The organism is Paenibacillus chartarius (assembly GCF_042432825.1).
Taxonomy (GTDB): domain Bacteria; phylum Bacillota; class Bacilli; order Paenibacillales; family NBRC-103111; genus Gordoniibacillus; species Gordoniibacillus chartarius.
In genome coordinates, this window is record NZ_JBHLWN010000121.1 from 36,476 (window position 1) to 61,098 (window position 24,623).

Annotated in this window: 24 protein-coding genes and 1 riboswitch; of the genes, 23 read left to right on the forward strand and 1 reads right to left on the reverse strand. The window is 53.4% G+C overall.

Annotation, left to right across the window (positions count from 1 at the left end; all coding sequences use genetic code 11):
* Positions 1 to 4: 4 nt before the first annotated feature.
* From ACFFK0_RS29100 to galE, 23 genes are all read left to right on the forward strand, one after another.
* Complete coding sequence (locus ACFFK0_RS29100; protein WP_377474662.1) at positions 5 to 1,210, forward strand: glycosyltransferase; 1,206 nt, start codon at positions 5 to 7, stop codon at positions 1,208 to 1,210.
* Positions 1,207 to 2,238, forward strand: a complete 1,032-nt coding sequence (locus ACFFK0_RS29105; RefSeq protein WP_377474664.1) for a glycosyltransferase — start codon at positions 1,207 to 1,209, stop codon at positions 2,236 to 2,238. Before ACFFK0_RS29100 ends, ACFFK0_RS29105 begins: the two co-directional genes overlap by 4 nt.
* A 17-nt stretch (positions 2,239 to 2,255) precedes the next feature.
* Positions 2,256 to 3,422 (forward strand): polysaccharide pyruvyl transferase family protein, encoded by a 1,167-nt coding sequence (locus tag ACFFK0_RS29110; RefSeq protein WP_377474666.1) that lies wholly within the window; start codon positions 2,256 to 2,258, stop codon positions 3,420 to 3,422.
* Between the two features lie 13 nt (positions 3,423 to 3,435).
* Positions 3,436 to 4,638 carry a glycosyltransferase gene (locus ACFFK0_RS29115; protein ID WP_377474668.1) on the forward strand — a complete coding sequence of 401 codons (1,203 nt, stop codon included), beginning with the start codon at positions 3,436 to 3,438 and terminating at the stop codon, positions 4,636 to 4,638.
* Between the two features lie 10 nt (positions 4,639 to 4,648).
* Positions 4,649 to 5,839 (forward strand): glycosyltransferase, encoded by a 1,191-nt coding sequence (locus ACFFK0_RS29120; protein ID WP_377474670.1) that lies wholly within the window; start codon positions 4,649 to 4,651, stop codon positions 5,837 to 5,839.
* A gap of 36 nt (positions 5,840 to 5,875) precedes the next feature.
* Positions 5,876 to 7,063: a glycoside hydrolase family 88 protein gene (locus ACFFK0_RS29125; protein ID WP_377474672.1), complete on the forward strand. Its 1,188-nt coding sequence runs from the start codon at positions 5,876 to 5,878 to the stop codon at positions 7,061 to 7,063.
* Positions 7,064 to 7,167: 104 nt separating this feature from the next.
* On the forward strand, positions 7,168 to 7,674 hold the full coding sequence (locus ACFFK0_RS29130; protein WP_377474674.1) for an acyltransferase: 507 nt from the start codon (positions 7,168 to 7,170) through the stop codon (positions 7,672 to 7,674).
* Positions 7,675 to 7,698: 24 nt separating this feature from the next.
* Positions 7,699 to 9,264, forward strand: a complete 1,566-nt coding sequence (locus tag ACFFK0_RS29135; protein ID WP_377474676.1) for a lipopolysaccharide biosynthesis protein — start codon at positions 7,699 to 7,701, stop codon at positions 9,262 to 9,264.
* A 282-nt stretch (positions 9,265 to 9,546) separates the two neighbouring features.
* Positions 9,547 to 11,370, forward strand: coding sequence for a polysaccharide biosynthesis protein (locus ACFFK0_RS29140; protein WP_377474678.1), 1,824 nt, complete (start codon positions 9,547 to 9,549; stop codon positions 11,368 to 11,370).
* A 48-nt stretch (positions 11,371 to 11,418) separates the two neighbouring features.
* Positions 11,419 to 12,300 (forward strand): UTP--glucose-1-phosphate uridylyltransferase GalU, encoded by an 882-nt coding sequence (gene galU, locus ACFFK0_RS29145; protein ID WP_377474680.1) that lies wholly within the window; start codon positions 11,419 to 11,421, stop codon positions 12,298 to 12,300.
* Positions 12,300 to 13,466: a glycosyltransferase family 4 protein gene (locus ACFFK0_RS29150; RefSeq protein ID WP_377474682.1), complete on the forward strand. Its 1,167-nt coding sequence runs from the start codon at positions 12,300 to 12,302 to the stop codon at positions 13,464 to 13,466. The genes galU and ACFFK0_RS29150 overlap by 1 nt, the downstream gene beginning before the upstream one ends.
* Complete coding sequence (locus ACFFK0_RS29155; protein ID WP_377474684.1) at positions 13,429 to 14,496, forward strand: glycosyltransferase; 1,068 nt, start codon at positions 13,429 to 13,431, stop codon at positions 14,494 to 14,496. Before ACFFK0_RS29150 ends, ACFFK0_RS29155 begins: the two co-directional genes overlap by 38 nt.
* Positions 14,497 to 14,543: 47 nt before the next feature.
* The gene (locus tag ACFFK0_RS29160; RefSeq protein WP_377474686.1) at positions 14,544 to 15,617 is read left to right on the forward strand and encodes a glycosyltransferase family 1 protein; all 1,074 of its coding nucleotides are present in this window, start codon (positions 14,544 to 14,546) and stop codon (positions 15,615 to 15,617) included.
* 14 nt (positions 15,618 to 15,631) lie between these two features.
* A complete protein-coding gene (locus ACFFK0_RS29165; RefSeq protein WP_377474688.1) occupies positions 15,632 to 16,528 on the forward strand; it encodes a glycosyltransferase family A protein in 897 nt (298 codons plus the stop codon).
* Positions 16,525 to 17,592, forward strand: a complete 1,068-nt coding sequence (locus tag ACFFK0_RS29170; RefSeq protein ID WP_377474690.1) for an EpsG family protein — start codon at positions 16,525 to 16,527, stop codon at positions 17,590 to 17,592. Before ACFFK0_RS29165 ends, ACFFK0_RS29170 begins: the two co-directional genes overlap by 4 nt.
* 21 nt (positions 17,593 to 17,613) lie before the next feature.
* Entirely contained in the window at positions 17,614 to 18,213 is a 600-nt protein-coding gene (locus ACFFK0_RS29175) for a sugar transferase (protein ID WP_377474793.1), read from the forward strand.
* An 18-nt stretch (positions 18,214 to 18,231) separates the two neighbouring features.
* Entirely contained in the window at positions 18,232 to 18,864 is a 633-nt protein-coding gene (locus ACFFK0_RS29180) for an acetyltransferase (protein WP_377474692.1), read from the forward strand.
* A gap of 4 nt (positions 18,865 to 18,868) precedes the next feature.
* Positions 18,869 to 19,720, forward strand: a complete 852-nt coding sequence (locus ACFFK0_RS29185; protein ID WP_377474694.1) for a metallophosphoesterase — start codon at positions 18,869 to 18,871, stop codon at positions 19,718 to 19,720.
* Positions 19,721 to 19,762: 42 nt separating this feature from the next.
* On the forward strand, positions 19,763 to 20,929 hold the full coding sequence (locus ACFFK0_RS29190) for a DegT/DnrJ/EryC1/StrS family aminotransferase (RefSeq protein WP_377474696.1): 1,167 nt from the start codon (positions 19,763 to 19,765) through the stop codon (positions 20,927 to 20,929).
* Complete coding sequence (locus ACFFK0_RS29195) at positions 20,926 to 21,261, forward strand: helix-turn-helix domain-containing protein (RefSeq protein ID WP_377474698.1); 336 nt, start codon at positions 20,926 to 20,928, stop codon at positions 21,259 to 21,261. Before ACFFK0_RS29190 ends, ACFFK0_RS29195 begins: the two co-directional genes overlap by 4 nt.
* Before the next feature lie 261 nt (positions 21,262 to 21,522).
* Complete coding sequence (locus ACFFK0_RS29200; RefSeq protein ID WP_377474700.1) at positions 21,523 to 21,861, forward strand: helix-turn-helix domain-containing protein; 339 nt, start codon at positions 21,523 to 21,525, stop codon at positions 21,859 to 21,861.
* Positions 21,862 to 22,054: 193 nt separating this feature from the next.
* A riboswitch (cyclic di-GMP riboswitch) is annotated at positions 22,055 to 22,138 on the forward strand.
* Between the two features lie 59 nt (positions 22,139 to 22,197).
* Positions 22,198 to 22,380, forward strand: coding sequence for an anti-repressor SinI family protein (locus tag ACFFK0_RS29205; protein ID WP_377474703.1), 183 nt, complete (start codon positions 22,198 to 22,200; stop codon positions 22,378 to 22,380).
* Positions 22,381 to 22,394: 14 nt separating this feature from the next.
* Entirely contained in the window at positions 22,395 to 23,408 is a 1,014-nt protein-coding gene (gene galE, locus ACFFK0_RS29210) for a UDP-glucose 4-epimerase GalE (RefSeq protein ID WP_377474705.1), read from the forward strand.
* Between the two features lie 755 nt (positions 23,409 to 24,163).
* Here galE and ACFFK0_RS29215 read toward each other — a convergent pair.
* Positions 24,164 to 24,547, reverse strand: coding sequence for a VOC family protein (locus tag ACFFK0_RS29215; protein ID WP_377474707.1), 384 nt, complete (start codon positions 24,545 to 24,547; stop codon positions 24,164 to 24,166).
* Between the last annotated feature and the right edge of the window lie 76 nt (positions 24,548 to 24,623).

The following is a 24,623-nucleotide window of genomic DNA, read 5'->3' on the forward strand; positions in this document are numbered from 1 at the left end:
AACGATGAAACGAATACTAATCGCATCCTACGATATGGAAGTCGGCGGTGTAGAACGAAGCTTGATCAGTATGTTAGAAAATTTCGACTACGGGGCTTATGCGGTTGATTTGATGCTGTACCGGCATCAAGGCGATTTCATGAGCATGATTCCGTCCGAAGTAAAGCTCTTGGGAGAGAACGCCGCTTATGCGACGTTCCGCATGTCGGTCGGTGAGGTCGTCCGGGAGCGCAAATACGGTATTGCCATTTCGCGGATCGTCTCCAAGCTGGCCGCCACTTACATGGGGAAGAGAAAAGGCTTGGCGGAGCCGGGCTACTATCAGATGCAGCTCATGTGGCGATACGCTCTGCCGGTTCTCCCCAAGCATGAGACGGAATACGAAATTGCGATCAGCTATTTGTGGCCGCATGATTTCGTTGCCGAGAAAGTACGCGCCAAGAAGAAAATAGCCTGGATCCATACCGATTATTCTACGGTGGAGACCGATGTAGCGCTGGATCTGAAAGTATGGGACAAATTCGATCACATCGTCGCCGTGTCGGAAGCTTGCAGGACGTCGTTCCTGGCCAAGTACGGACCGTTGGAGCGCAAGGTCACGGTAATGGAAAATATCACTTCACCGGAGTTCGTGAGAAGCATGGCCCGCCAGCCTGTCGAAGACGCCATCTCCCGTGATCCGCGCTTCAAGCTCGTCACCGTCGCCCGCTTGTCGAATGCCAAGGGCATCGATCAAGCCGTACACGCCATGAAGCTTCTTTACGACCGCGGCTTCGCCGGCAAGCTCGCCTGGTACGTGGTCGGTTACGGCGGGGATGAAGCGGGCATACGGGAGCTTATTGCGCAGTATGGACTGGAGGACAGCTTTATTTTGCTCGGGAAGAAGACGAATCCGTATCCGTATATCGGGGCGTGCGACTTATACGTACAGCCTTCGCGCTACGAAGGAAAAGCCGTTACGGTAACGGAAGCGAAAATTCTCGGCAGGCCGATTCTCATCACCAATTACACGACGGCGGCGAGCCAGGTCGAGGATGGCGTTGACGGCGTGATTTGCGAGCTTAGCGTGGAAGGGATCGCCGCAGGTATTGAAAGGCTGTACGAAGACGAGCGGCTGAGAAATGAGCTGACAGCTTGCCTGAACCGCCGGGACCACGGCAACAGCGAGGAATTGACGAAGCTGTATCGATTAATGGGAGACCAGCGATGACAGTCAAAGTGAGTGTAATTATCCCGGTGTACAATGCCGGGCCGTATTTGGAAGCTTGTATCGAATCGCTGCGGAAGCAGACGCTGCAGGCTTGCGAATTTATTTTCGTCAATGACGGGTCTACGGACGGCAGTAAGGCGATCATCGATCGGTGGAAGGAACTGGACTCCAGAATCCTGCTGATCGACCAAAGCAATCAAGGTGTCAGCATGGCGCGGAATCACGGGCTAGAGAGGGCGACGGGCGAATACGTCGGTTTCGTCGATGCCGATGACACGGTTGAGCCGGATATGTTCGAGGTGTTATATTCATCGGCCAAGCAGACCGATTGCGATGTCGCCTTCTCCAATTTCCGAAGCGAGATGGGCAGGCATCTTGTCGTGACACGATATCCGTTTCCGGTCAATACGGTGCTCGGGAGCGATTTCATCGATCGGGAGCTGCTGCCGTATTTTCTGAAGAGCGATGATTTGAATACGGTGTGTACGAAGCTGTTCAAGCGCTCGGTCATTCTTCGAACGGGCGCGGCATTCCCGAAGAACGTCGCCTTAGGCGAGGATGGCATGTTTACTATGGCATTTCTGGCTGGGGCGGATTCGGCGTTATATGTTGACTACACAGGGTATTATTACCGGGAAGTGGCCGGAAGTGCGACGCGCAATCTGCTGAGCAAAGATTATTTTGGGCGGGCTCTGGAGGTATACCGGCAGGATGTATCCGGCTGGATCGGCGATCGCGTCGATCATTCGCACATCCGGCGGCTGAAGTCGATAAGACTGATTCACAGTGTGAAGTCGTATATCCATACGTACCTGGCACCATCCGCCGAAATCAGCTTCGGCAGCAGGTACGCCTATGTCAGGAACATGTTGAATCACGACGCTGTCAAAGAAGCGCTTCCGAATTATCTGGAAGCGATGGCCGGTAATCTGGGGCGGTATGACCGCTGGATCCTGAAGCTGATGGAGCGAAAGTGGACGTACGGGCTTGTTGTACTTACAGCTTATAGCAGATTCAGAAGCAAATAACGAGGGGGTTCACAGTGATGAAAATATTAATGTTCGCCCACGACGGCAGCTTGAATCGGGGCTGTGAGGCGATCGTCCGTTCTTCCACGGCGCTAATTAAGGAAAAGATAAGCGGAGCGAAAGTATTTCTGGCTTCCGGCAAGCCGGAGACAGACCGGATGCTGGGACAGTTAGACGGCATCTTCGACGGCTCTCCGAATTCCATCAAGCCTTATTCGATGGACTGGTTGATCTCTTCGTTCAAGGTAAAGCTGTTTCAAGACGAAACGTATGCGCTCGGCAAAATCCACGGCAAAATCATTGAGCGCATCCCGCAAGTCGACGTATGCATGTCCATCGGCGGCGATAATTACTGCTACGGCGAACAGCCCGGCTGGTACGAAATCGACCGCAGGGTCAAGTCACAGGGCAAGAAGCTTGTTCTATGGGGCTGTTCGATCGGACCGGAGGATCTCTCGGAGCGCAAGCTGGCTGACTTGCGGCTGTTCGATCTGATTTTGGCGCGGGAAACGCTGACGTACGAGCTGCTGCGGAGCAAGGGACTGACGAACGTGCGTCTTGTAGCCGACCCGGCCTTCACGATGAGCAAGGAAGAGCTGCCGCTGCCGGAAGGCTGGCAGGAAGGCAATACCGTGGGCCTCAACTTCAGCCCTTTAGTGTGGAAAAGAAACAAGGACTCACAGCAGGCTGTAGGCGATTTAATTCGCCACATTCTGGATACGTCGAACATGACGATTGCGCTGACACCACACGTCATCGAGGCCGGCAACGACGATTCGGAGGTGCTGTCCCGTTATTACGAAGAGTTCAAGCATACCGGCCGGGTCATCCTGCTGCCGAATAATTTGAACGCCATCCAATATAAAGGCTATATCGCCCGCATGCGCTTTTTCATCGGCGCGAGAACGCATGCAACGATTGCGGCGTACTCCAATTACGTTCCGACAATGGTACTCGGGTACAGCATCAAGTCGAAGGGGATTGCGAAGGATTTGTTCGGAGAAGAGAAGCTGGTGCTCGGGATCGACGAAATTTCAAGCTCGAGCAAGCTGATCGGCAAATTCGGCGAAATGGTTCGTGAAGAAGAGTCGATTCAGGCTCGGTTGCGGGAGGCCGTTCCGCAAATTCAAAGCATGTCTTATAAAGCAGTCGAGTATTTGAGCGAGTTAACAAATACGCACTGAGATGGGATTAGCCATGAACCGTAAAATCCATTTGTTGTTCGTCATACCGAGCTTGACGGCGGGCGGCGGCGAGAAGAGCTTGATGAATCTATTATCGCAAATTGATTATGACCGGTATCAAGTGGATTTGGTTTTGTTTAACCGAAGCGGGCTCTTTCTCGCATCATTGCCGGAGGAGGTTCGGCTTCTGGATTTGCCGGAGTCTCATCGGACTTTTTGCAGCGGATTGCCTCGTTCCATCGGGTCGTTCATCAAGCAGGGCCGGCTCACGCTGGCTTACTCCCGTCTTATGTTCAGCCTGAAGAACCGCACCATGCGGCATCAGCGCGCCCGGTCGGAGCAGCGGACATGGAAATATTTTGCGAGAAGCCTAGAGGTGCTTGGAACCCAATACGACGCCGCGATCGGCTATTTGGAGAAGTCGTCGGTATACTTCGTCGTCGATAAAGTCAAAGCGAAGAAGAAGATCGGATGGATTCATACGAATTACGGGACGTCGGGGATGGATCAGCATTTTGACTACCCCTATTTCCAGCAGCTGGATCATATCGTGACCGTATCCGAGGAATGTGCAAGGTCTTTGGAAAGCCATTTTGCGGATTTCAAACATAAGGTTAAGGTGATCTACAACATCGTATCCCCCGTTACGGTCAGACGGTTGGCCCAAGCGGGGGAGGCGGCGGAGATGGCGAGAGACCGTTCGCTCACGAAGATTGTTAGCGTGGCCCGATTGAGCGATGAGAAGGGAATCGATCTGGCTATCGGGGCTTGCCGTTTGCTCGTCGAACGGGGCGCAGCTGTACAATGGTATGTGCTTGGCGACGGACAGGAACGACAGAAGCTGGAGATGCTCATTGAAAGCAGCGGCTTGACAGAGCATTTTCACCTGCTGGGTACGAAGGAAAACCCGTACCCGTATATTCAGGCAGCGGATATTTACGTGCAGCCTTCCAGATATGAAGGGAAATCGATCGCGCTGGACGAAGCGAAAATTCTCCTGAAGCCGATCGTTGTCACGAGCTTCGAAACGGCTAAGGACCAAATCCAAGACGGTGTCGATGGGATGATCGTTGCCATGAACGAAGAGGGGCTGTGCGAAGGGCTCGAAGCGCTCATCCGCGATCGGCGAATTCAAGAGCAGCTGACGCTGAACTTAAGCAAACAGCAGTTAGGTACCGAAGAGGAGATACGGAAGCTGTACGAAATCATTCAATAGGTGGTTTGATGTGAGAAAGAAACTGCTCTTTATTATGAATAACCTGGATTGCGGCGGCGCAGAGAAGGCGTTGGTCTCCTTGCTCGAAACGATTGACTACGACCGCTATGAAGTCGACTTGTTTCTTTTCAAACATCATGGATTGTTCTTTGCAAACCTTCCGAAGCAGGTCCGCCTGCTGGAGGAGCCGCCGGAGTACGCTTACTTCGATATGTCCCTTAAACAGGCTTTAACGGAGTGCTTGAAGAGAGGAAAGATAGGGACCGTTGTGTCCCGCGCAGCATTCGGTTACATATTTAAAACGGAAACGAATCGTGCAGTCTGCGACCAGCGTGTATGGCCGCACATATCCCGCGCAATGAAGCCTGTCAAGAAAAAGTATGACGCTGCAATTGCTTACTTGGAAAAGAACCCGATCTATTACTGTGTCGATAAGATCGATGCAAGTGTGAAAATCGGATTTATTCATAACGATTACGACAAACTGGGCATGGATGCAGAACGCGACTTGCCTTACTTCAAGCAATTGGACCGCATCGTAACGGTATCCGATCAATGCGCTCAGGTGCTCAAGAACCGGTTTCCGGCGCAGAAGAATAAAATCGATGTGATGTACAATATCGTATCGCCCGCAATGATTCATCAATTGGCCGAGTCGGATTCCGATGCCAAGCTCATGTCCAAGGATCGGGTGAATCTCGTATCCGTGGGCAGACTCGTGGAACAGAAGGGCTTCGACATGGCGGTAGAGGCCTGCAAGGAACTCATACGTGACGGATACCCGGTAACCTGGTATGTGATTGGGGAGGGCGAGAATCGCGCCCAATTGGAGGAGCAGATCGCACGTCATCAGCTGCAGGATGTTTTTGTTTTACTCGGTATACGAGAGAATCCTTATCCGTTCCTGCGCCAGGCAGACGTCTATGTTCAACCGTCCCGGTTTGAAGGCAAATCGATCGCGCTGGACGAGGCGAAAATTCTCCATAAACCGATCGTAGTCACCAATTACAGCACCGTACACGATCAAATTGAGCACGAGAAGAACGGATATATCGTAGACATGAACGCAACCGCTTTGTCGGAAGGGATTCGAAAGGTCGTCGATGACGAAGCGCTTAGAAATAAGCTTGTGCGGCAATTGCAGTCCGAGAAGCTGGGGACGGAAGCGGAAATTGACAAGCTGTACGAATGGGTTGGATAAACAGGTAGCGTACGGAGCGGAGAGAGGAAGAGCCCGATGATTCATGTTATTGGCTGGATTGCGTTAAGTATCGTTATCGTCCTATTGCTTATTGATGCCATTCCGATCGCCGGCGACTGGCTCGGGAGAATCAAGATCGGCCGCTTCGAGGATAAGCGGCGATGGAAGGAGGCCATCGTGAATGTCGGGCTGGCTTGGCTGAACCGGACACCCAAGATGAAGGTAACCGACAATACCAGGCTGATCGCTATCGACATGTGGAAAGGGCATTATTCCAGCTCGACGATCCAGCACTGGCAGGAAGCGGCGCTGCTTCTCGGCTTGTCTTCCGGTGGGCCTGGAGATGAGCGGACTGCAAAGGAAATCCGTAATTATTTGAATCGAACCTTCAACTCCGAAGGACAATGGCGGCAAGCCCCGGCTCACGTGGATTCGGCCATTGTCGCCTACGCCGTTATGAAGCTTCAAGGAACGAACCCGGACACCTACAAACCGGCCTTGGACGCCACCTGGCACTTAATCCAGGACCACATCGGAGCGGATGGAACCGTAGCCTATCGTAAGTTTATGCAGCAGTACCGTTATGTCGATACGATCGGATTTATTTGCCCGTTCCTCGTTGCATACGGTCTGCGATACGGAAAGCCGGAATGCATCGAGCTGGCCGTCCAACAAATTCAAGCCTATGAAGAGCACGGCATGCTGCAGGAGCATTTTATCCCGTGCCATGCCTACAGAACCGAAGATAAAGCGCCGCTCGGGCTGTATGGCTGGGGCCGCGGCCTCGCCTGGTATGCGCTAGGTCTGATGGATGCTTGGAAGGAGCTCCCTGCAGGACATAAATATAAGTCATTGCTGGAGACGAGCGTTGCACGGTTTGCTAGTGCAGCCATGCGGTACCAGCAGCCTGGCGGCAATTGGAACTGGACGGTGACCCGCGCGGAAGCACGGGCCGATTCGTCCGCTACCGCGGTGCTGGGCTGGTATCTGCTGGAGGCTTCCCGGGTGGAGGGGATCGCCGGCGAATGCCGCCGGCATGCCGAACGGGCGGTACACTATTTAATGAAGGTTACAAGGCGCAGCGGCGCAGTCGACTTTTCCCAAGGCGACACGAAGGATATCGGCGTTTATGCGATGCTGTTTGGCATTATGCCGTTCACGCAAGGGTTTTGTATGCGGTTGATGAATTCGAACGTCGATTTAGGGGGAGATTTAGTTGGTTAGAAAACTGAAGAACTTCCTGAGAGGTAGTATGAAATATGATCAAAAGAAAATAAGTAGGTGAGGACATGCTTGAGAGAATATTTAGATCTATAAAGGCACGAATCATGAATAAGCTGAATCCGAAGACCGAACTGGATATTCTGAAAGAGCGAGGACTCATTGTTGGGAAGAACTTCAATTTCTTTAACAGCCACATCGATTATGGCCACTGCTGGCTAGTGGAAATCGGCGATGATGTAACGATCACGAACAGCACAATTCTTGCGCATGACGCAAGTACAAAGCTGCAATTCGGAAAATCAAAGATCGGAAAGGTCAAGATAGGGGATAGAGTATTTATCGGGTATAACAGTGTTGTCCTTTGTAATGTACGCATAGGAAATGATGTTATTGTAGCTGCCGGGTCCATTGTCACCAGAGATATTCCGGACAATTCCATCGTTGCTGGAAACCCTGCAAGAATTATTGGTAAGACTTCCGACTATATGGAGAAACATAGAGAAAATTTAAAGACAAAGCCGGTATATGACACTTATTGGCCCTATAAGACAAGGGAACAGATCGAAAAAATTCGAAATGACCTTGAACATGACTATGGTTATGATGAATAGATATTACATTCCCGGAGAACTTGCATGAGAGTAAAAAACTCAATCATCAATATTTCAGTAGGATTAGGCAACCAGATCATCATTACCCTATTAAGCTTTTTTTCAAGAACGGTATTTATTCAAACTCTCGGTATTGAATACTTAGGGGTCAACGGCCTATTTACGAGTGTACTTGCTATGTTAACTCTGGCAGAGGCCGGAATCGGATCAAGCATTATATATAGTTTATTTAAGCCTGTTGCCGATAACGATATACAGAAGATTAATGCTTTAATGCGTTTATATAAAAGGGCGTATGCGGTCATAGCGGCCGTTGTTTTTGTACTGGGTTTGGCTTTGATGCCCTTTCTCCATTTGTTCGTTAAAGATACACACGTAGAAGGTTTGCACCTCATTTACTTCATTTTCCTTATTAATACTGTCATTCCGTATTTGTTCCAGTACAAGAGCTCGTTTCTTAATGTGAATCAAAAAGGTTATATTGCCACTGCAATCTTTTCGGTTTCCTCTATCTTGTCTTTGTTATTGAAAATTGGAATATTGTATTATACGAATAACTACATTTTATATCTAGTTACTGACTGTGTCATTACACTCATTAATAGTGCGATTGTTGCTGTCGTCGTAAACCGTATGTACCCCTTCCTAAGGGACAAAACTAAAAGTGTGTTGGACCCGTTAGTGAAGCAAGACATCATCAAAAATGTAAAAGCCATTGTCTTGCAGAATATCGGAACTTATCTTATATTTGGGACAGACAACATCATTATTTCCTCATTTGTAAGTGTGGCTGCCGTAGGGCTATATTCAAACTATAATATGTTAATCGAAATATGCCGTACGTTTATCAATCAGGTATTTAACAATATCTACCATAGTATCGGGAATTTAGTCGCCAGCGAAAGTGCCGAGAAAATATTTTCCGTTTACAAGGTTTACTGGCTAGTGAATTTTTGGTTATATGGATTTTTCACGATTTTCCTATACGTCGTAACGGAACCTTTCATAAAATTGTGGCTCGGACCGTCGTTCTTGATGGAAAATTCCGTTCTTATCGTGATTATGATCGTATTTTTCGAAAGAGGTATGAGAAATGCAATTTCCACGGTTAAGAATACAGCAGGTATCTTCCACGAGGACCGCTACGCTCCTTTGGTTCAGGCGGCCATCAATCTTGGGTTTTCCGTTTGGCTCGTGCAGGTCTGGGGAATTGCAGGGGTGTTCCTGGGGACATTAATTAGTGCGGTGCTAGTACCGATATGGAGAACACCGTATTTGGTGTATAAGAAAGTGTTTCATAAGCCTTTCCTAAAGTATGTGAAAACATATGTGCTTTACGCTCTCATCGGCCTTACTGTTTGCGCCGTTACGAAATATGTATGCTCGCTCATACCTGCCGGTCTGGGAGAAGTGCCTCATTTGGCCATCATCGTAATCCTCGCTATAGTCATACCGAATGCTATTTTTGTTGCGATATTCCATAAGACGGCGGAGTTCGCTTACATATGGACGGTTGCCAAAGGAATTGTGGAGACGATGCTCGGAAAATTCAGAAGAGCGGGCGTCAATAAGAAAGCGGAGAACGCCTGACTGGGGGCAGCACAGCAGGGAACAGGAGGTTTATCTTCCCTGCCCCCCCACCCGCTGCCCGAGTCGCTATCATCGTGTATTGACATGTTCTCTATAAAGAACTACAATTGTTGGTAAAGGCAAACGGGACTAAAAACTGTGCGCCTATAACCGCTTTGTTTTGCGCAAATTTCGTACTAGATAGCTTTATATACAACTGCAAGTGTTTCTTTTTTTGCCCAGCCGTTCTTTATAAAGAATGAATAGGACGGTTCCATCTCCTTATCGGAAGGATGAGCTTTTGTGACGTTTAGGCAGAGGTATTCGTTTCTCGTTTTCCTGGACTCGTTTATTGTACTTACTGCCGTGTTCGTCAGCAGCTTCTTTGTCAACGCAACCATAGATGTGTTCACGGTCCCGATCATCGTTAGCTCGCTGGTGCTGCTCGTAAGTCATCACGCTTTTGCTCTCTATTACAAGCTGTACAAGAAGGCTTGGGAATATGCCAGTGTCGGAGAGCTGATCATCATTCTGAAGGCGGTCACGTTCTCGATTCTGATCACCGGCGTCGTCCAAATCCTGATGGTACAGACGGCATTTCTGCGGCTGCTCGCCGTGACATGGATGCTCCATATGCTGCTCATCGGCGGTTCGAGATTATGCTGGCGGCTGTTTCGGGATAATGTGATCAAACAGGACAATTCCAAGAAACGTACGCTGATTATCGGTGCGGGATCGGCGGGGATGATGGTGGCCCGCCAGCTGCTGCAGAACACGGATTCCGAGCTGCAGCCGGTCGCTTTCATTGACGACAGCCCGCAGAAGCAAAATCTCGATATCCTCGGCATTCCCGTCGTCGGCGGTATTCATCGCATCGAGAAGGCCGCGGAGGAGCTGAACATCGACAACATCGTGATTGCGATTCCATCGCTGCGCAAACGGCAGCTGAACACCATTTTCCAAGAGTGCGCGAAGACGAAGGCCAAGACGAAAATCCTGCCGATGCTCGAAGATTTGGTCACCGGCAAAGTATCCGTAAGCCAATTTCGCGACGTGCAGGTTGAGGATTTGCTCGGACGCGAGCCGGTGGAGCTGGATATTACGAGCATCTCCCAGTACGTGGAGGGAAAGGTAATTCTGGTAACCGGTGCGGGCGGTTCGATCGGTTCCGAAATATGCCGCCAGATCTCCAAATTTAATCCGGAGAAGCTCGTGCTGCTCGGACATGGGGAGAACAGCATTTTCTCGGCCGAGATCGAATTGAAAGAGCTGTTCGCCCACACCGGCATTAAGTTCTATACCGAAATTGCGGATATCCAGGATGCGAAGAAAATGATCGACGTGATGGAATTCCACAAGCCGCATGTCGTCTATCACGCCGCTGCGCATAAGCACGTGCCGCTCATGCAGCGGAACCCGGAGGAAGCGGTCAAGAACAATGTGATGGGGACGATGAACGTGGCCCGGGCGGCAAGCCGTGCCGGCGTCGGCAAGTTCGTCATGATTTCGACCGACAAAGCGGTGAACCCGACGAGCGTCATGGGCGCGACAAAGCGCCTCGCCGAAATGTTCATTCAGCATATGGACACGATCAGCTCCACGACGTTCGTAGCCGTTCGATTCGGCAACGTGCTGGGCAGCAGGGGCAGCGTCATCCCGCGCTTCAAGGCGCAAATCCAGAAGGGCGGGCCGGTGACGGTGACGCATCCGGACATGGTGCGTTATTTCATGACGATTCCCGAAGCTTCCAGGCTCGTAATTCAGGCCGGGGCGCTGGCGCGAGGCGGAGAAATCTTCGTGCTGGATATGGGCGAGCCGGTCAAAATCGTCGATTTGGCGCGCAACCTGATTAAGCTGTCCGGACACACGGTGGAGGATATCGGTATCGAATTCACCGGCATGCGTCCCGGCGAGAAGCTGTACGAGGAGCTGCTCGGCGAAGACGAGGTGCACAAGAAGCAGGTGTTCCCGAAAATTTATATCGGCAAGACGTCCGATTTGTATATCGCGGAGATCGAGGAAATTATTCAGACCTATGAGGGGCTCGATATCCACACGCTTCGCAAGAAGCTGCTGGATGTTGCGAACGGAAGAGTGGGGCACACCGAGCTTGTGACCGCAGGCTAAGGCTAGGACGAGGACGAGACCAACCAGATCAGAGGAGCGAATACGAGCATGAAAGTAAGAAAGGCCATTATCCCCGCTGCAGGCTTGGGCACCCGGTTCCTGCCGGCGACAAAGGCGATGCCGAAGGAAATGCTGCCGATCGTCGATAAGCCGACCATTCAATACATTGTGGAGGAAGCAGTCGAATCGGGCATTGAAGATATTATTATCGTAACGGGCAAAGGGAAACGATCGATCGAGGACCACTTCGACAATTCCTTCGAGCTGGAGCAAAACTTGCTGGAGAAGAAGAAGTTCGAGCTGCTGAGCGAGGTGCAGAAGTCCTCCAACATGGTCGACGTTCACTATATCCGGCAGAAGGAGCCGCGCGGCCTCGGCCATGCGATCTGGTGCGCGCGCAAGTTCATCGGCGACGAGCCGTTCGCCGTATTGCTGGGCGATGACATCGTGACGGCCAAGAAGCCGTGCCTCATGCAGATGATCGAGCAATACGACCGCTACAGAGCTTCGATTATCGGAGTTAAGCATGTGCCGGACGAGGAAGTGTCCCGTTACGGTATCGTGGCCGGGAAGAAGATCGACGAGCGCCTTCATAACGTCACGAATTTGGTGGAGAAGCCGAAGCTGGAAGCGGCGCCGTCCAACCTTGCCATTATGGGCCGCTATATCTTAAGTCCGCGTATTTTCGACGTGCTCGCAAGCCAGCAGCCGGGTGCAGGCGGCGAGATCCAGCTGACAGACGCGATCGCGGAGCTGAACCGCCGGGAAGCGGTATACGCTTGTGAATTCGAAGGCACTCGTTACGATGTTGGCGAGAAGATGGGCTTTATCCAAACGACGATCGAGTTCGCGCTGCAGCGCGAGGATTTGCGGGATAGCCTGCTCGAGTATATGGAGAGCGTCGTGAGCAAAATGGCGGTTCGACAGTAATGCCGAGGAAAGTATTGTTCGTGGCGACGGTGGACTATCACTTCCGGGCGTTCCATCTGCCGCATATGCAATGGTTTCAGGAGCAAGGCTGGGAAGTACACGTTGCTGCCCGGGGCAATCTGGAGCTGCCGTATACGGACCGGAAGTTCGATCTGCCGTTCCACCGTTCCCCATTCCGCCTGCACAATGTCAAGGCGTACCGCGAGCTGAAGTCGATCATGAACGAGCAGCAGTACGACATCGTGCACTGCCATACGCCCGTAGGCGGCGTTCTCGCACGGCTGGCGGCTCGAGCGGCAAGGCGGAAAGGGACGAAGGTGCTGTATACGGCGCATGGATTCCATTTCTGCAAGGGAGCGCCGCTGCCCAACTGGCTGGTATACTACCCGATCGAGAAGCTGCTCGCCCGCTTCACGGACCGGCTGCTGACGATTAACGCCGAGGATTATCGGAGGGCGGTGGACGATCGCTTCGGCGCTGTGCGAATCGAACACGTTCACGGTGTCGGCGTCAATACGGACCGCTTCAAGCCGCTTACTCCGGAGCGGAAGCTGGAAGCGAGAGCGGCAAGAGGGTATGCGCCGGATGACGTCCTCATGTTCTATGCCGCCGAATTCAATAAGAACAAAAACCAGCAGCTGCTCCTGCAGGCTCTGTCTCAGGTCAAGCAGGAGCTTCCGCATGCCAAGCTGCTGCTGGCGGGAGTAGGGCCGCTTCAGGAAACGGCCAAGACGCTGGCGAAGCAGCTTGGAATTGCGGAGCAAGTCGAATTTCTGGGCTACCGCACCGATATCGACGAGCTATTGCCGTTGTGCGATATTGCGGTTGCGTCCAGCCTGCGGGAAGGCTTGCCGGTCAACATTATGGAAGCGATGAGCTGCGGTCTGCCCGTTGTAGCGACACACAATCGAGGCCATGACGAGCTCGTTCGAGACGGTGTCAACGGCTATCTCGTTGCGCCGGGAGATCATATTCTCATGGCCGGCCGGCTGAAGGAGCTGGCCATGTCGGCGCAGCAGCGAAAGCGCATGGGCGACGAGAGTCTCCGGCGAGTCGAGCGCTATAGCTTGAACCGCGTTCGTGCGGAAATGACGGAAATATATACCCGATGTTTACTGGGGGAGCCGGATGATTCCAGAAGTCAGTATCATCGTGCCCATTTATAATATGGAGCGCTATTTGAGCCGATGCTTGGATAGCTTACTGGCACAAAGCTTAACGAACCTAGAGATTATCGCCGTTAACGACGGCTCTACCGATGGATCTGCAGCTATACTAGAGCAATACGCCGCTAAGGATGGGCGGCTGGTCGTCATCAACAAGCCGAACGGCGGCGTCTCGGCGGCTCGCAACGACGGGATCTCGGCGGCCCGGGGACGCTACATCGGCTTCGTCGACCCGGACGATTGGGTAGAGCAGGAAATGTATGAAACCCTTCTGAAGGAAGCCAGGATGGAAGACGCGGATATCGCGATGTGCGGGTATACGAGAGAGTTCGGCACGCACGCGAAGGTGAAAGACTTTCACCTGCCCGAGAAGGTCAGTTACCGTCAAGGCGATGTACAGTCGAAGCTAATGCGAAGACTGGTCGGTCCGCTTGGGGAGGAGATCGGCAATCCCGAGCTGCTTGACGCATGGGGCACCGTGTGGTCGAAGCTGTACCGCAGCGACTTGATCAAGAGCCATAAGCTGGAATTTGTCGATCTTCGCGTGATCGGAACGAATGAGGACTCCTTGTTTAACATTCACGCCTTCGGTCACGCCCGGGGCTTCGTATTTGTGAACCGGCCTCTCTACCACTACTGGAGAGCGAACGAAGCTTCGGTCACGTCCGGCTACAAGCCGAATTTGCAGCAGCAGTGGTCCGTGCTTTACACGATGATCGATGGCTTCTTGAGAAGCCTCGAGCGGAATGCCGATTACGACAGGGCGCTGAGCAACCGGATCTGCCTGAACGTGCTGGGACTGGGCCTGAACACGATCAGTCCGGGGAATACTGCCTCCGTGCCGGGTAAGCTGCGTAAGCTTCATACCATACTCCATGATCCGGCCGTCCGGCGTGCGTTTCGCCAGCTGGATATGAAGCATTTTTCCATCGTGTGGAAAGTGTTTTACGGAAGCGCCAAGCTGCGGGTTGTACCGGCGTTTTACTTGTTGCTGGTAGCCATGGACCGGCTGAGAAGAATGGCTAGATAGGAGCGATTACACTGGAACCGATTCGCGTATTGCAGGTCGTGACCCATATGAACCGCGGCGGGCTCGAAACGATGCTCATGAATTATTACCGGCAGTCGGACCGCAGCCGAGTCCAATTCGATTTCATGGTGCACCGCTCTGCCGAGGGGCATTACGATCGGGAGATCGAGCGTCTCGGAGGACGTATTTACCGGATGCCGCAAATTCGGCCCGGGAATTACCGGAGATATTTCAGGCTGCTGGATGCATTCTTCCGCGAGCACCCCGAATACCGCGTCGTTCATTCCCACATCAACGAGAACAGCTCCTTCGTCCTGCGTGCCGCCAAGAAAGCGGGAGTGCCGTGCCGCATCGCGCACAGTCACCTCAGCGATTTGGGCGTCGATTGGAAGCTCCCGTTTCGTCTATACGCCCGTTATGCGATGAAAGGGCAGCCGAGCGAATATTTTGCTTGCTCGGAGAAAGCGGGAGAATGGCTGTTCGGACGCGAGAGGTCGGCGCGGAAGCAGGTGAAGGTGCTGAACAATGCGGTTAACGTAAAAGAGTTTCAATTCGATGAAGCGGTGCGGGAGGCGCTCCGGGCGGAGCTCGGTATCGAAGACCGCCGTGTTATAGGCCATATCGGAAGATTCAATAAGCAGAAGAATCACTCGTTCCTGATCGATATTTTCCAGGCGGTTCGGCAGAAGGATCCGAACACCGTGCTGCTGTTGGCGGGTGACGGGGATTTGCGTCCGGCGATGGAAAGCAAGGTTCGCCAGCTCGGCTTGCAGGACAGCGTCCGCTTCCTCGGCGTGAGAAGCGACATCCCGCAGCTCATGCAGGCGATGGATGTGTTCCTGTTTCCTTCGCTCTTCGAAGGGCTGCCGGTTGTGCTGGTCGAAGCCCAGGCGGCGGGGCTGCAGTGTATCGTGTCCGACACGATTACGCGGGAAACCGACGTTACCGGCAGAGTAAAGTTCCTCGGCTTGAACGATTCTCCCGCCGTGTGGGCCGAGCACATTGTCAGCTGCTCCACCGAACACGCGGATACGTCCGGGCAGCTGCAGGCGCGCGGCTACGATACGCAGACGATGGCGGCTTGGCTGACCGATTATTATTTGCAAGCCAAAAGTATGTAACACCGGAGGTCATTATGGGTGTTCCAACCTTAACCGTGTTCACACCTACCTATAACCGGGCTTATACACTGCATCTTTGCTATCAAAGCCTTGTACGGCAAACGAGCAAAGACTTCGTATGGCTCATCATCGATGACGGTTCCACGGACAATACGAAGGAGCTCGTTGACTCGTGGATCGCCGAAGGGCTCGTGAATATCCGTTATCATTACCAGGCGAATCAAGGTATGCACGGGGCCCATAACGCGGCCTATGAGCGGATCGATACGGAGCTGAACGTCTGCATCGATTCCGACGATTATATGACGGACGATGCCGTGGAGAAGATCGTTTCGTTCTGGAAGCGGCACGGCGGCGGCGACTACGCGGGAATCGTCGGCCTCGACGCCACGTTTCAAGGAGAAGTCATCGGCACGCGCATGCCGGAGCAGCTGAAGGCGTCGTCGCTGACCGACTTGTACGCAAAGCACGGTGTGAAGGGCGACAAGAAGCTGGTTTACCGGACGAAGCTGACGAGCGAATGCCCGCCGTATCCGATCTTTCCCGGAGAAAAATATTGTCCGCTCAGCTACAAATATGTGCTGATCGACCAGCGATATCCGCTGCTGATCATGAACGAGGTGCTCTGCCATGTAGAGTACCTGGCCGACGGTTCAAGTCTGAACATGTTCCGGCAGTACAAGCGGAACCCGAGAGGCTTCGCGTTCTTCCGCAAGGTGGCGATGAAGCATGCCGTCTCTTATAAGGAGCGGTTCCGGGAAGCGATCCATTACGTGTCGAGCTCGATGCTCGTCAGGAATTACCGCTACGTGCTGGAATCGCCGTGCAAGCTGACGACGGTACTGGCGACACCGCTTGGCGTGCTTCTGTATCTGTATGTCGAACGCAAAAATAAGGCGATGACCGGATGACGGTATTTTGGCTGACGATTGCTATGACATTTGTGCTGGGGCTGCTGGCGAGAATGACGGCGGCTCCGCGTCCGCTCGGCCCGCTGCCGATTACGCCGAACAAACCGTTTGCGTTCCTGGTCATTGCAATTATGGTGCTTGTCTCGGGCTTGCGCAACGGCATCGGTGATACGTATTTCTACATGTATTCGTACCGGCTGGAGCACTATACGCTGCTCACCGCCATGTTCGGCGAGGATTTCGGCTTTAACCTGCTGCAGATGGCGCTTCAGCAAATTTCGGATGACCCGCAGCTGCTCATCTTCTTTGTGGCGATGGTTACGAATGTGCTGATCATCGTCGTTCTTTACAAGTATGCGAGGCTTTTTGAGCTCAGTGTTTTTTTATACATAACCAGCGGTCAATATCTCGTCTCCATGAACGGGATTCGCCAGTTTCTGGCCGCTTCCTTCTTGTTCGCAGCATCGAAGTTTTTGTTCGAGGGCAAGTGGAAGTCTTATATGCTTGTCGTGCTCTTCGCGTCGACGATCCATCAATCCGCGCTGATGCTCATTCCGATTTATTTTGTCGTCAGACGGCAGGCATGGACGTACCAAACGTATCTGATTTTGGCGCTGGCCGTCTTGTTCGTATTTGGTTACGGGACGTTGTCCGATATACTCTTCTCCGCCATTCAAGACACGAAGTACAGCGAGTACCAGAACTTGGAGACGAACGGTGCGAACGGGCTGCGGGTGATCGTGACGGCGGCGCCGCTTGTGCTGGCTTACTTGGGGAGAGAGAAGCTGCGGCAAATTTTCCCCCAGAGCGATTATGTCGTGAATTTGTGTCTGATCAATGTGGTTGTCATGCTGATCGCGACGCAGCAGTGGATTTTCGCCAGATTCAGCATTTATTTCGGCTTATACAGCCTGATTCTGATTCCTTGGCTGCTGCAGGTGTTCGTACCGCGCGACCGCAAGCTCGTCTATTACGCCATTATGCTCTGCTATTTGTTCTACTACTACTATGAGAACGTCATCAGTCTCAATATCAGGTACACAAGCGATTATATTAAACTATGACGCCGCGGGGAGGGATTCATGATGAAGCGTCTGTTCGATCTGGTGGTCTCGATTCCGGCCCTGCTGCTGTTGTCCCCCGTCATATTGGTAACCGCAGTGCTGGTGCGGACGAAGCTCGGCTCGCCGGTGCTGTTCAAGCAGCAGCGTCCTGGCTTGCACGGAAAGCCGTTCTATTTATATAAATTCCGCAGTATGACGGATGCCAGAGACCGCGAGGGCGCCCTGCTGCCCGATCATGTCCGGCTGACGCCGTTCGGCAAGCTGCTGCGCAAGCTGAGCCTGGATGAGCTGCCGCAGCTGATCAACGTGATCCGCGGCGATATTAGCCTGGTCGGCCCAAGGCCGCTGCTGATGGAATATTTGCCGCTGTACAGCGAGGAGCAGGCGAAGCGCCACAACGTACGGCCGGGCATTACCGGCTGGGCGCAAATCAACGGGCGCAACGCGATTTCCTGGGAGGAGAAGTTCAAGCTCGACGTCTGGTACGTGGAGAACCGGAGCTTTCTGCTGGACCTGAAGATTTTGTTCCTCACCTTCGCCAAGGTGCTGAAATCCGAAGGGGTTAGTCAGACCAATCATGTTACGATGGAAAAATTTACGGGTACGAAGCTTAGCGGCTAAGGAAAGGAGGCGGCGCCCTTGGATATCGCCGTAGTCGGAGCGGGCGGACACAGCAAAGTGATTTGTGACATGATCGCCTCGAAGGGGTATCAGGTGCGGGCGCTGCTGGACGACAGGTTTGCGGAGGTTGCCGAACAGAACGGCGTCTGGTGCGGACCGGTCTCGGCGGCGGATGGGCTCATTGAGCGCTTCAACGGGATCAAATTCATTATCGCTATCGGCAACAACGCGATTCGCAAGAAGCTGGTTGCGAGACTTAATTTGCCGAACGAATCGTATGTGACGCTCGCGCATGAAACGGCGGTCATCAGCCCGAGCGCCTCGATCGGGCCAGGGACGGTGGTTATGGCCCACGCCGTCGTTCAAGCGGACGCCTCGATCGGCCATCACGCGATCATCAATACGGCGGCGATCGTCGAGCACGACAACAGGACAGGGGATTACGTCCATATTGCTCCAAGAGCTACGTTAACCGGGGACGTACGTATCGGCGAAGGGGCGATGCTCGGTGCAGGGGCGACGGTCATTCCGGGCATGTCGGTAGGGGAATGGGCGGTTGTCGGTGCGGGGGCAACGGTCATTTCGCCGATCCCGGCATACTGCACGGCGGTCGGCACGCCGGCCAAAGTGATCGCCAAGGCGCCGGCTTAACGCAATGGCCGAAGAGAAGATTCGATTCAGCCGCAGAACATTTCTGAAGCGGGCCGGATTAGGCTTGCTGAGCGCAGGTGCGCTGGGGGCGCTGGATGCAGGGCTGGAACGGTTCTGGGTTCATACCCGCGAGCTGAAGCTGCCGGTGCGGGGGCTGCCGGAGCCGTTCAAGGGCTGGCGCATCGTACAGTTCAGCGACACGCATTTCGGCTTTCATTATGACGGGGAGCATTTCCGCAATGTGGTTCGGATCATTAACGGGCATAACCCCGACATCGTGTTCTTTACCGGCGATTTGATCGACCGGGAATGGCTGAACACGCCGTCGTCCAAGGTGCTCCCTGCGTTGCAGGAGCTGCATACGCCGCGCGGAGGGAAATGGGCGGTGCTCGGCAACCACGACTACGCGGCCAGGCAGGAGGCGATCGAGCTGCTCCGGCAAGCGGGCTTCCGCGTGCTGATTAATGCGAACGGTTTCGTTGAGGAGCAGGGGCAGCGGATATGCATCGCGGGAACGGATGAGTACATGTTCGGCCGCTTCGATATGAAGAAGACGCTGGAAGGGAAGGCGGCGAACGATTGCGTGCTGCTGCTCGCCCATGAGCCGGATTTGGCCGACATCAGCGCCACATACGGCGTTAACGCGCAATTCTCGGGCCATTCCCACGGAGGGCAGATCCGGAAGCCGTTCTCGCAGCCGTTCTTCACGCCGGAGCTCGGCAAGAAATATACGGACGGGTTGTATAGCGTCGGCGACAGGAAGATGCCGCTCTACGTGAATCGGGGCATCGGGACGAGCTTCCTGCCGATTCGGATGTTTTGCCGGCCGGAGGTTACATTGTTTCATCTCATGTAAGGGTACATAAATACCGCCGATCGGCGTGAAGGGTGTGTGTCTATGACAACAGCGGTAAAATCCAAAATATATCTCTCGTCTCCGCATATGAGCGGACGGGAGCAAGACTACGTAGCAGAAGCATTCGCGACCAACTGGATCGCGCCGCTGGGACCGCATGTCGACGCGTTTGAGGCGGAGTTCGCGGCCTATGTCGGCGTGAAGGCGGCCGCTGCGGTCAGCTCCGGTACGGCGGCGATTCATTTGGCGCTTCGGCTCATGGGGGTAGGCGCGGGAGACATCGTATTTTGCTCGAGCTTGACGTTCGTCGCCTCTGCGAATCCAATTGTATACCAGGGAGCCGTTCCGGTGTTTATCGATTCCGAGCCCGACACCTGGAACATGTCGCCGCAGGCGCTGGAGCGCGCTTTGGCAGATGCCAAGGCAAGCGGACGCCTGCCGAAAGCGGTTATCGTCGTCAACCTGTACGGGCAGAGCGCCAAGATGGACGAGATTACGGCACTGTGTGACCAGTATGGCGTTCCTATGCTGGAGGATGCCGCGGAGTCGCTGGGCTCAACCTACAAGGGACGGGCGAGCGGGACCTTCGGGCAATACGGCATCTACTCCTTCAACGGGAACAAAATCATCACGACATCGGGCGGCGGCATGCTTGTCTCGGACGATGCCGAAGCGATGAAGACCGCCCGCTTCTACGCAACGCAGGCAAGAGATCCGGCGCCTCATTATCAGCATAGCCAGCTGGGCTACAATTACCGGATGAGCAATGTGCTTGCCGGTATCGGGCGGGCGCAGCTGCAGGTGCTGGATGAACGGGTGAAGGCGCGCAGAGCGATTTTTGAAACGTATCGTGAGCAGCTGGGGGGGCTGCCGGGCGTTCGCATGATGCCGGAGCTGGAGGGAACGAGCTCGAACCGCTGGCTGACGGCAGCGACGATCGACGAGCGGGAAGCGGGCGTATCCGTTGCGGCGCTGCTCGATGCTCTGGCTGCAGAGAACATTGAAGCCCGGCCGGTATGGAAGCCGCTGCACCTGCAGCCGCTCTTCGAGCGAGCCGCTTATTACGCGCATGCCGAGCGGGACAGCGTGTCCGATACGCTGTTCCACACGGGCATCTGCCTTCCTTCGGGCTCGAACATGACGGAGGAAGACCAGGCTCGAGTCATCGAGTGCATGACCAATCTGATTCGCAAGGGAAGATCCTCATGATCGGATATCGTGTACAGCAGCTGCGCAAGGAAAAGGGGCTATCCTTGTCAGAGCTGGCGGAGCGGGCCGGCGTAGCGAAGTCATACATCAGCTCCCTGGAGCGGGACGTGCAGAAAAATCCTTCCATTCAATTTCTTGAGAAGATCGCATCGGTTCTGAAGGTTCCGATGGAACGGTTTCTCGATCAGGAAGGGGCCGAGCCTGCCGAGCAAGAGCTCGACCCGGAGTGGCGGCAGCTTATCATGGAAGCCGTCTCCTGCGGCATTGACAAAGATCAATTCAGGGAATTCCTCGAATTCAACAAGTGGCGGACAAGCCAATATTCGGAATGAGCGGGCGGGTGCGCCGCTTGGCCGATTACACCTGAACCATTGAGATGTGGTATAGTAGACAATAGAATAGCAGCTTCGGTCTGCAGCAAATAATTCGAATGCATTCACTCTAACATGGATAAGGGGCGTTACGGCGCTCTTCGATTCGCTTAGAGGCGAATGTATTTGTCTTTTTGCTTACAATTTATGGATGAATTTCAGATTACTGCTCAAGTGCGAGACGACTCGCTGTTCTATTTTGGTTAAGGGAAGAGGATGACCATGATTGGCAAACGAATTCGAGAGCTTCGGGAGCAGAAGCGCATGTCGCTGTCCGAGCTGGCCGCTAAAGCGGATGTGGCAAAATCATACTTGAGCAACATGGAACGGGACATTCAGAAGAACCCCTCCATTCAATTCATAGAGAAAATCGCTGCGGCTCTGGATGTGTCGATGGACCTTATTCTCCATGGGGAAGAACAGGGCGAGGCGCCGGAGGAATTGGACCAGCAGTGGCAGGAGCTCGTGAGAGAAGCGATGAGCTCGGGCGTGACGAAGGAGCAGTTTCGCGAGTTTCTGGAATTCAACAAGTGGAAAATGAATCAGGGCAGCGGCAAGTGACTATCCTACTAACTACTTATATGTATGCGTTTTATTTAGGATATAGTACCTATCTAAAGAATTTTTAGGCATTTTCTTTAGGGAAAATTTAGTGTAAGTAGATGAAAAGTATTATATAATGAGAACGTGGTTGCAGGTTCGACGGTAAAAAGTAGGTATTTTGGACTATATCCGACTGTCGGCTGTGACGATGGAATCATGGGAATACTTTGAAACATGCACCGTATGTGGGCACCTGGGGCATGTGGAGTAAGTGGTGCAACCGACCCAACTTATTAATGACGGTTTAATAGGTTGTTTTCTGATGCCGAAGAACTTCACATGGGAGGTCAAAGGATGTCCGCGATGTTGAAATCGAATGCTGAAACTGGTGTGTTGGATGCGGATTGGATCGAATTGATCCGGGAAGCACGGCGTATGGGGCTGACGGTAAGTGAAGTCCGAGCTTATTTCAAGGCGACTTTGACTAAGGTCGTTGCAACTTCCGAGAATGATATCAATGGCCACGTAATGGCTTAACTAGGAGTGTACTTATGCCGATTCTTGTAACGGGCGGCGCGGGCTATATCGGCAGTCATACTTGCGTAGAGCTTCTGAACAGCGGTTACGATATCGTCGTGATCGACAATTTGATAAACAGCAAGGAAGAGGCCGTTCGCCGGGTGAGCGAGCTGACGGGGAAGAAGATTCCGTTCTACCCTCTGGATCTTCTCGATCGGCAAGGACTGGAGAGCGTATTTCGCGAGCACGCGATTGATGCGGTCATTCATTTTGCAGGGTTAAAGGCCGTCGGGGAATCGGTTTCCATGCCGCTGCAATATTATCACAACAATATTACCGGCACGCTGATTCTTTGTGACGTCATGCAGCAGTTCGATGTGCGGCGGCTGGTGTTCAGCTCGTCGGCAACGGTCTACGGCATGCCGGAGCAAGTTCCGATTCACGAAGATTTTCCGCTGGATGCGACGAACCCGTACGGGCAGACGAAGCTCATGATCGAGCAAATTTTGCGCGATGTGTACCGGTCCGACCGGCGCTGGGCGATTTCGCTGCTTCGCTATTTCAATCCGGTCGGGGCGCACGAATCGGGCCGGATCGGAGAAGATCCGAGCGGGATCCCGAACAATTTGCTGCCATATATAAGTCAAGTAGCGATCGGTAAGCTGGAAAAGCTGCGTATATTCGGGAACGATTATCCGACGGTTGACGGCACCGGTGTTCGCGACTATATTCATGTCGTCGATTTGGCGCGCGGGCACCTGAAGGCGCTGGAGCTGGTGTTGGCCGAATCCGGCATCGACGCCTTCAATTTGGGGACGGGTCAAGGCTACAGCGTGCTGCAGATGGTCGAGGCGTTCGAGCAAGCGTCCGGGCGGCCGATCCCTTATTCGATCGAGGCGCGCCGTCCCGGCGATGTGGCCGTCTGCTACGCGGCGACGGGGAAGGCACGGGAGAAGCTGGGCTGGGCCGCGGAGAAAACGCTGGAGGAGATGTGCCGGGATGCATGGCGCTGGCAGTCGTCGAACCCGCGGGGATATGAGGAATAACATGAAGGTGTATAACCGGAGTTTGGGCTTCGGGTTATACACCTATTTTGTTTTCATTCGCCGTCGCTCATCTTCCGCTACTCCGATAGTTATAAGTGGAGGTCCGCAATGTCGAGAAGCTTGGCCAGTGAGGGAAGTCAAGACAAGGGATATGTAAACCATAGAGGATTTTGAAACCGTTATTGTGCCCTCGACTGGGCGAACGACAAGTTTAAAGGGCTACGAGGGCGTTATTTTTGAGAGATGAAGCAATTCATGGAAAATGACAACAATTGTCGCTCTATAGCGCCTTCAAAATCCGCTATATTGCAGGAAAGTGGCATGGACTATAAAATAGGACCGTCACAAACCGTTAAACTTCAGCCAATGTGTGCATCCCCATGCTTGTCTTTTCCATTCTCCACGGGACCCGTACGGCAATTGGAAAGCCATATCAACCCGCACGATTCGACAGTGAATGGTTACAGGCTGATATAGTGCTCGAGATCTACAACTGCGGCTGGCATCATTGCGCATGGCGAGGACGGAATGTTTTGCTTGGAAGAATTTCCGAGTCCGGCCCGCTTCCCACCGTCGTACGGCAATTTGCATTCTGAATTCGGCCGCAGGCTGCGGAGCTTCGTCAAGCTTGCTAACGGAACGTGGATTCACCAAAGCGCCTCTTCGGCGCTATCATGCTGAGGCTTGGGAACGTAGGGGCGCTCGCTCGCATCAGCCGATACTTCAAGCGCCGAACATCAGTGAACCGGAAGCGGTCAATCGCTCACCGGCACCTCGCTCATGATCGCCATGACGTTGTTTTCCGAGTCGCGGAAGAACGCCATCCAGGTTTCCCGGTCGCCCAGTCTGCCGATCGCATGCGGCTCCCCCAGCAGCGGGACGTTACGGCTGCGCAGCAGCTCGTAGGCAGTGTGAATGTCCGGGACGCTGTAATAGAGCACAGAGCTCGGGTGATCGAACTCCGCGTTTTCGGCAAAGGACAGAAGCAGGCGCACCGCACCCAATTGAAAGAACGCCATATTGCCGGTTTGGAACAGGAGCGGCAGCTCCAGCGTATCGCGATAGAAGGCGACAGCGCGGGACAAATCTTTGACAGGTACGGAAACTTGGCCAAGCTGGGTCAATTGCAATGGAGACATATGTAGACAGCACCTCACATTCGGATATTAGCACCCCTCTAACTGGTATCAGTGTAACATAGGGGCCGGCCATTAG